Genomic DNA, 7,698 nt, shown 5'->3' on the forward strand with positions numbered 1-7,698 from the left:
CTCATTTCGAGGCAGTTTTGTGACTTAGTTCCGCCGATTGGCTCAGGCCTTGCGGCGGGTGGCTGCCATCACGCCAAACAGGCCCAGGCCCATCAGCGCCCAGGTGCCGGGTTCTGGCACGGCCGGAGTGGCTTTCACAGACACGCCGTCGATGGACATATAGGCTTTTGATGTGGTCGAGGCCAGGATGAAGGACAGTTGCTGGCTGGCGGCGCCGGCCGTGAAGGTCAGCGATTGCTTGTACCAGTTGGAGCCCAGGTCCAGTTGCGCACCCGAGCCAACGGTCACGCCGTCAACTTGCACGCTGATGGCGTTGCTACCCAGGTAGTTGATGCTGCCGTAGGTGTAGCCAAAGTTGCCAGCTTCCCAGGACACCGTGTATTGCTGGCCCACGGTCAGGCCGCTGAGCGTCTGGCCGAAGCGTTCCATGTAGGTGCCATAGGAGCCCAGGCCCACCCAGGTGCCGCCATCTGTCGATGCGGTGGGTGTGGCGCCGAAGCGCAGCGTGTTGAGCAGGCCGACGTTGTCGGTCGCATCCATGATGTCGGGCGTGCCTTCGAAGATGCTCCAGCCTGTGGGCACACCGTTGTTCGTGATCGGGCCGGTCAGCGAGCCATTGGTGACCAGTTCCTGCGCAGCGAAAGCAACAGAAGAGGTGGCCAGCAGGGCGGCGAGGGCGATGTGACGGATGGTGGTCATGGCGGCTACAGCTTCGGAGATTGAACGGTCAAAACAGTCAGCAGCCCTCGTGGGGCCAGTGCATGAATGCTAGGGGCCGCTGGGGGGCTCAGCCCATCCCCCGACTGCTGGGCTGGCCGGCCTTTTCCGGCAATTGCGTGAATCCATCACACGTGAATTGGCGATCGGAGTCGGGTTACTGCCGCTAACATGGGCGCTTTCCTGATTTCCGCCTGTCAAAAAGGCGTTTTTGAAAGGCGTACGCGCTGTGAGCAACGGACTTTTCACTTCTCTGCCGGGCTTGGCTGTCACACCGGCCAAGACCGATCCGAATCCCCTGGTGATCTATCACGGCAAGTGCCCCGATGGTTTTGGCGCGGCCCTGGCGGCCTGGCTGTACTTTGAAGGGCAGGGCGAGTATCTGGGCGTCACCCACGGCAAGATCGCCGATGTGAGCGAGTTGCCGCCGCTGGAGGGCCGCGCCGTCTACATCCTCGATTTCTCGTTTGACGAAGCCATCATGCAAGGCATCGATGAGCGTGCGGCCAAGCTGGTCATGCTGGATCATCACAAGAGCGCGGCCGACAAGCTGGGCGCGTTCAAGTGCCGTTGCGGAGCTGTGCACTTCGATATGTCTCAGTCAGGCGCGATGCTGTCGTGGAAGTTCTTCCACCCTGAGCAGCCTGTACCCGATCTGATCCGCTTCATTCAGGATCGTGATCTGTGGACATGGGCGATCCCCGAGAGCGCGGCCTTCCTGTCTGCGCTGGATCTGGAGCCCGATGAGTTCCCGCGCTGGGCCGAGATCGTGGCTTTCACGCCCGAGCAGGTGGCTGAGTTCTGCCAGCGCGGCACGGCCATGAACGAGAAGTTCCTGAACCTGTGCCAGGACATCGCACGCGGCGCCTCTCCGGTCACTTTCAATGGTCAGCAGGGCGTGATGGTCAATTGCCCAGGCGCTTTCACGAGTGAAGTGGGCAATATGTTGTCTGCCGAGTGCGGCAGCTTTGCGCTGCTGTGGAGCGTGTCCAAAGACGGTACGGTCAAGGTCGGCTTGCGCGCTGTCTCCACTTACAACGCCATTCCGCTGGCTGAAGCGATGGGCGGCGGCGGGCATCCGCAAGCTTGCGGTTTCCGCATGGGGCCTGAGCGTTTGCCGGAGTTGCTCACGGGTGTGTTCTGGTCAGATCCTGACGCACCTCGCGCCTGATGCGCACGACCTGGGGTGATTGCGCATCCCGGGTCGTGAACTTGTGCGCAGGTCTGGCCTGTTTGCTTCACCATAGGTGTGGCTTTCCGTCGGTTTTACCCACCTTGTCCTGAATCACCCCCGCTAAGATCGTCCGAATCTGTCATTGACATCGACGCCAAGCCCGACTCGACAAAGAGAGGGCGGGGCGTGGCTTGTGAGGGGGGCGCATCTGGAGTTGAAGACCGCCACATCGTTGGAGCAGATCCAGGTCGATCAGACCCTGGAGGACGGCTTTCGCTGCCTGCGATTCCCGGCGATGCTGGAGCGTGCCTTCGTCGAGGCGCATGCTGACGAGCGCACCTTCAAGCTCATCCTGGCGGGCCTCAACTCTTTGCTGGTGTTTGGCGGCATCCTGCTGGCCGATCACCTGATGATGCCAAGGCAATTCGCCTGGGCGCTCACCTTGCGCATCGGCGTATATGGGCCCTTCATTCTGTTGGCCTTGTTCATCTTGCATCGCCTGAGTTATCCGGCGCTCAACGAATGGATGGTGGCGTTGGTGGCCACGGTGGCCAGCGCGATTGTGGCCGTGCTGGTCGTAACTGGCGCAACGATGGTGTCCTATACCAAAGTGGTCGAGTTGATCATCGTCGTGGTCTACGTGGCCGTGTTTGCGCGCTTCTGGCCCATGGTGCTGATGTCGATCATCGTGCTGTGCATTCACATGGCGGTGATGTACCGCGCACCTGATCTGATTCACGGGTGGCGCCTGGGATCCAGCCTCTTGTTGATCACGACGATCAGCTTCGCGCTGTATGGCTGTTATGTGCGCGAGCGCAATGACCGTTACGCTTTCTTGCTGGATCTGCGGGAGCAGACTTTGCGCGGCTCACTCAACGAGGCCAATGAGCGCCTGGCCGAGATGGTGCGCACGGATGCCTTGACCGGTGTGGCCAACCGCCGTGCGTTCGACGAGTTCCTGGCCAGGAACCAGCGCGATGCCGCAGCCTCCTCACGCCCGCTGGCTTTGCTGCTGATCGATGTGGATCACTTCAAGGCCTTCAACGATCTATATGGCCACTCGGTGGGCGATCAATGCTTGTGCGCCGTGGCTGACGCCATTGCATCTTGCTTGCGGCGCCCGGTGGACATGCTGGCGCGATGGGGCGGCGAGGAGTTTGCGGTGGTGCTGGGCGATGCGGATGCGGCCATGGCCGAGCAGGTGGCCATGCGCATCTGCCAGTCGGTGCAGGCCCGTGCCGTGCCTCATGCGGGGTCTTCATGCGCACCTGTGGTGACCGTGAGCATGGGGGTGGCGGTACAAGGCCTGGGCGGGTTCGTCTCGACTGCCTCGCTGACCCAACGTGCTGACGAGGCCTTGTACAGAGCCAAAGCCGAGGGCCGCAATGGCGTGCGTCTGGCCATGGCTGATGGATCGGGAGCGACATCTGCATGTTGATTCACACCGAGCCCGTCAATTTACGGAGAGCCTGGCGCAGGCTCGTTGAACAACAGATCGACGGCATGCGCTTGAGCCCCGATCAGATGCAGCGCTTCAACGCGGGCAGTGCGCCAGATCGCTTCAGGCACTTTCTGTTGACCGGCCTGGGATCTCTGGTGCTGTTCAACCTGTTTTTGATCTCGGACTGGTACATGGTTCCGGATGTGTTCAACCTGGCGATCGCCGCGCGTCTATACGTGCTCACGCCCGCTGTGCTGGCGTTGGTGGTGACGGGGTATGTGGTTCGAGGCTGGTGGTTGGCGCATGTGCCGCCATGGGTGATGGAAGTGCTCGGGATGGTTGGCACGATGGCCGTTTCGGCATCGCTGGGCGTGCTGATGCTGGCAACACAGAGTGAGCAGTTGTCCGTCTACCGCGCAGGCCTGGTGCCCATCCTGGTGTTTGGCAATCTGGTGCAGCGTTTGCGCTTTCGCTACGCGCTGGCATCGACCTTGTTCAACCTGGGCGTGTGTGTGGGCACCATGGCCCTGAGGCAGGATCTGAGTCGACCCTACGCGGTCGTTGAAGTCCCGCTGGCCTTGCTGCTGGTGCTGGTGGCGATCTACACCCTGGTCTCCAACTTCAACCTGGAGATGGATGAGCGTCAGCGCTTCTTGCAAACGGAACGCGCGTATGCATTGCGAACCGAGCTGGAGCACAGCCATCGCAGCTTGGGTGATCTGTCCAACCGGGATCCCTTGACCGGTCTGGCCAATCGCCGGCGCTTTGACAGCTATTTGAATGACGCCTTGCAAGCGTTGCCGGCTTCAGGTTCTGCGCTGGCCTTGGCGTTGATCGATGTGGATCACTTCAAGGCCTTCAACGATCGATACGGCCATCCCGCGGGTGATCAGTGCTTGAGGCTCATCGCGCAGGCTTTGACGGATGCACTGCCGCCTGGTCCATGCCTGCTGGCCCGGTGGGGCGGGGAGGAGTTCGCCTTGGTGATGCAGGGCACCGATCCCGCCGACGCGATGAAAGTGGCCGAGGTCTTGCGTGCTGCCGTGGCTGCCTTGCGCATGCGCCATGAAGCGTCGATCACTTCTGAGCATGTTTCGATCAGCGTCGGCCTGGCCATGCTGGATCGCGTGGAGGATGCCGATGCAAGCGATGCCATCAAGCGCTTGCTCAAGCAGGCCGATCAGGCGCTCTATCAATCCAAGCAGGATGGACGCAACCAATGCACGATGGCTGGCTGATAAGGCCTGGTCAACATCGGCACTTGATGCGATCAGTTCAAGATGCGCTCGATGCGTCTATCGGGAACCAGCCAGACCAGGGCCACGAGCACGTACAGAGCCTGGGCCATCCATTGGCTGTGGAAAGCCAAGGGAATAGCAATCGCATAGATCACGATCGACAGCTTGCCTTTGAGATCACGCCCGATGGCCTTGGCCAGTGGCGCATCCTTTTCGTCGGTGGCAATGATGGTTTGCGCCAGTATCCAATAGGCCGCGCCGGCCATCAGCAGCACGCCTCCGTAGATGGCCGAGGGCAGGGCGGAGAAATGGTTCTCTCCCATCCAGCCGGTCACGAAGGGCAGCAGTGACAGCCAGAACAACAAGTGAAGGTTGGCCCATAACACGCCACCGCTGACCTTGTGCATGGCATGCAGCATGTGATGGTGGTTGTTCCAGTAGATGCCAACGTAGATGAAGCTCAGCACGTAGCTGAAGAAAACGGGAAGCAGGGGCTTCAAGGTGTCCAGGCTCTCGCCATGTGGCACCTTCAACTCCAGCACCATGATCGTGATGATGATGGCGAGCACGCCATCGCTGAAGGCTTCTAGTCGGGTCTTGTGCATGCAGATGTCCGGTCTGACCGAGAGGAATGTCGGCCAGTTTAGCCGGCCATCAATGATCGGTTGGATCTGCAGGCAGAGCTTGGGCGCAATGCTCGATGTTGATATGGATGAGCTGGCCCACAGCTGTGCTCATGCCGGCGGACAAGGGCACCACCATGGTGTGGCGCAGAGTAGGGCTGCCGCCAAAGGCGTAGCTGGCCACCACGTAGTGCTGAGCGAGCGTGTGCTCATTTTGTGATGAACGGCAATCCTTGTAGACATGGTGCACGGGCGTGGGCGAGGCCACCAGAGCCTCCACGCGGGCATGGCGCCACCCATCCTTGTAGGCAGGGTGTTCAGCCGTTGTGGCGCCGCAGCCGGCAGAGAGCAAAGACGCGCTCATCAAGACCGCGCTAGAACGAGTCAACTTACTCATCATCAAATTCCCATGTCTCATGCAGATCGAGCTTCAGTCGCAACGCAGCATGGCGGGCTTCTGCGCGTGCATTGATTTCTGCTAAGGCCGTTTCCATGAACTGGCGTCGTGCCAGCAGCACGTCGGACTGGCTGTATTCGCCCAATTCCCAGGCCCGCACCACGGTTTTGAAAACCTGCTCGTGGCGTTGGCGGGCTTGTTCCTGGCTTTGCCAGGCTGTGAGGGCCGATTGCGCGGTGAGCCATGCAGTTGAAGCCTCGGTGAGGACCTTTTGGTGAATGGCTTCAGCTTGTTGTTCGGCCTCGGTGCGTTGCGCCAGAGCTTGACGTTCGGCTGCGCTGCGTGCTTCGCCGGCCAGCGGCAGGCTCAGCGAGATGCCCATGACACGCTCGGCCCCGCCGCGCTCCGAGGCGGCGTAAATGCCCACGGTTGGATCGGCAGAACGATCCTGGCTGATGCGTTCAGCACGTGCGCCGATCAGTTCTGCATGCAGGCGGGCCATGCGCCATTCGTGGCTGCGCTCTGTCAGCCATTGCGTCACCACCGGGCCTGTGTCGGCTGGGTAGTCGCGCTGTTGGGGCTGAACCAGTTCGATGTTGGCTGCAGCGCTCAATCCGGGATACTGGGTGTCCAGCACAGCCTTGGCCATGGCTTCGCGAGCCTGCGCACTGATCAGGTTGGCGTGTGTCTGGGCGGCGCTGGCTTCTTGCAAACGCCATTCCGTGCGTGCAGCGTCGCCGGCTTTGACTCGGCGTTCGGCATGCCTTGTCAACTCGGCCTGGTCTTTTTCCTGCTCTTGCCACAGGTTGACTGTGGCCCGCTCGCGCAGCCAATCAAACCAGGAACGCAAGAGGCTGCGCGAGGCTTCGTGGATGGCGTCAGCGCGCCGAACTTGGGCCAGCCTGACACCAGCCTCGCCGACGATGCTGTCTTGCCTGGCCTTGTTGCCGGTTCGCAGTGTGCGCTCCAGTGTCAGTTGCGTTTCGGTGTAACGGCGCCGATCGATCAGGCCGTCGCTCAGCGTGTCGCTGGTATGGCGTTGCTGACCCGCCAGTCGCACGGTGAACTCGTGCGGGCCGGCTTTGAGCCTGTCAGCATCGGCTTGGTCTGCCTGCAAGGCTGCTGCCGCTGCGCGCACTTCAGGGTGCGCCAGAATGTGCTGGCGCACTTGATCGGCCGGCGGCAGTTCATCGGTCTGGGCTTGCGCAGCAAGAAGCGGCGAGGCACCGCACAGCGCCATCAGCAGCGCAAGTAAAGTCTTGGAGAATGGGTGTTTCATGGATGATGAGTGGCGCATGCTCAAGCCTCCTTGCCGATGCCGAAGCGCTTGAACAGAATGGGCAGCAGAACCAGCGTCAGCGCGGTGGATGACACCAGGCCGCCGATCACGACGATGGCCAGCGGGCGTTGAATCTCGGAGCCGGGGCCCGTGGCAAACAGCAGCGGCAACAGGCCGAATGCCGTGATGCTGGCTGTCATGAGCACGGGGCGCAGGCGGCGGATGGCGCCGTTGCGCACGGCATCAGCCAGGCTGCGCCCCTGTGCCAGCAACTCGTTGAAGTGATTGACCAGCACCAGACCGTTGAGCACGGCAATGCCCATCAACGCGATGAAACCCACTGATGCCGGCACGGACAGGTATTCACGGGCTGCGGCCAGCGCAAACACGCCACCGATCAGAGCCAGCGGGATGTTGAGGAAGACCAGGGTGGCCTGCCTGGCGCTGCCAAAGGTGGTGTACAGGATCAGGTAGATCAGCCCCAGGGCGATCGGCACCACGATGGCCAGGCGCTGTGCGGCGCGCTGCTGGTTCTCGTACTGACCACCCCAGGTGATGCGGTAGCCTGCAGGCAGTTTGATTTCCTTGGCCACAGTGGCTTGGGCTTCAGTCACAAAGCTGACCAGATCTCGGTCACGCACATTGCTGGTGATGGCGGCAAAGCGGCTGCCGTTTTCCCGGTCGATCTTCACGGGGCCTTCTGTTTCTTCCAGCTTGGCCAGCTGCGTCAAGGCAATAGGTGGGCCTTCACTGACGGGCAGTTGCAGTTGGGCAAACAGGTCTGGTGTCAGCGACAGCGCGCTAGGGCCGCGAACGATCAAGGGCACAC

Annotated in this window: 8 protein-coding genes; 3 read left to right on the top strand and 5 right to left on the bottom strand. The window is 61.4% G+C overall.

Going from position 1 to position 7,698, the window contains the following annotated elements:
* Window positions 1-42: 42 nt before the first annotated feature.
* On the bottom strand, window positions 43-699 hold the full coding sequence (locus tag EPO09_RS09520) for a PEP-CTERM sorting domain-containing protein (RefSeq protein ID WP_290642500.1): 657 nt from the start codon (window positions 697-699) through the stop codon (window positions 43-45).
* A gap of 247 nt (window positions 700-946) precedes the next feature.
* On the opposite strand from EPO09_RS09520, the gene EPO09_RS09525 reads away from it, so the two are divergent.
* From EPO09_RS09525 to EPO09_RS09535, 3 genes are all read left to right on the top strand, one after another.
* On the top strand, window positions 947-1,888 hold the full coding sequence (locus EPO09_RS09525) for a DHHA1 domain-containing protein (RefSeq protein ID WP_290642502.1): 942 nt from the start codon (window positions 947-949) through the stop codon (window positions 1,886-1,888).
* 217 nt (window positions 1,889-2,105) lie between these two features.
* Entirely contained in the window at window positions 2,106-3,329 is a 1,224-nt protein-coding gene (locus EPO09_RS09530; RefSeq protein WP_290642504.1) for a GGDEF domain-containing protein, read from the top strand.
* The gene (locus EPO09_RS09535; protein ID WP_290642506.1) at window positions 3,323-4,570 is read left to right on the top strand and encodes a diguanylate cyclase; all 1,248 of its coding nucleotides are present in this window, start codon (window positions 3,323-3,325) and stop codon (window positions 4,568-4,570) included. Before EPO09_RS09530 ends, EPO09_RS09535 begins: the two co-directional genes overlap by 7 nt.
* A gap of 32 nt (window positions 4,571-4,602) precedes the next feature.
* Here the strand turns inward: EPO09_RS09535 and EPO09_RS09540 are convergent, their stop codons facing one another.
* From EPO09_RS09540 to EPO09_RS09555, 4 genes are all read right to left on the bottom strand, one after another.
* Window positions 4,603-5,175: a TMEM175 family protein gene (locus EPO09_RS09540; RefSeq protein WP_290642508.1), complete on the bottom strand. Its 573-nt coding sequence runs from the start codon at window positions 5,173-5,175 to the stop codon at window positions 4,603-4,605.
* A gap of 49 nt (window positions 5,176-5,224) precedes the next feature.
* Complete coding sequence (locus tag EPO09_RS09545) at window positions 5,225-5,557, bottom strand: hypothetical protein (protein ID WP_290642510.1); 333 nt, start codon at window positions 5,555-5,557, stop codon at window positions 5,225-5,227.
* Between the two features lie 25 nt (window positions 5,558-5,582).
* A complete protein-coding gene (locus tag EPO09_RS09550; RefSeq protein ID WP_290642512.1) occupies window positions 5,583-6,887 on the bottom strand; it encodes a TolC family protein in 1,305 nt (434 codons plus the stop codon).
* Window positions 6,888-6,889: 2 nt separating this feature from the next.
* A partial coding sequence (locus tag EPO09_RS09555; protein ID WP_290642514.1) for an efflux RND transporter permease subunit occupies window positions 6,890-7,698 on the bottom strand: 809 nt, incomplete at its 5' end.

Source organism: Aquabacterium sp. (genome assembly GCF_004297345.1).
Classification (GTDB): Bacteria; Pseudomonadota; Gammaproteobacteria; order Burkholderiales; family Burkholderiaceae_C; genus Aquabacterium.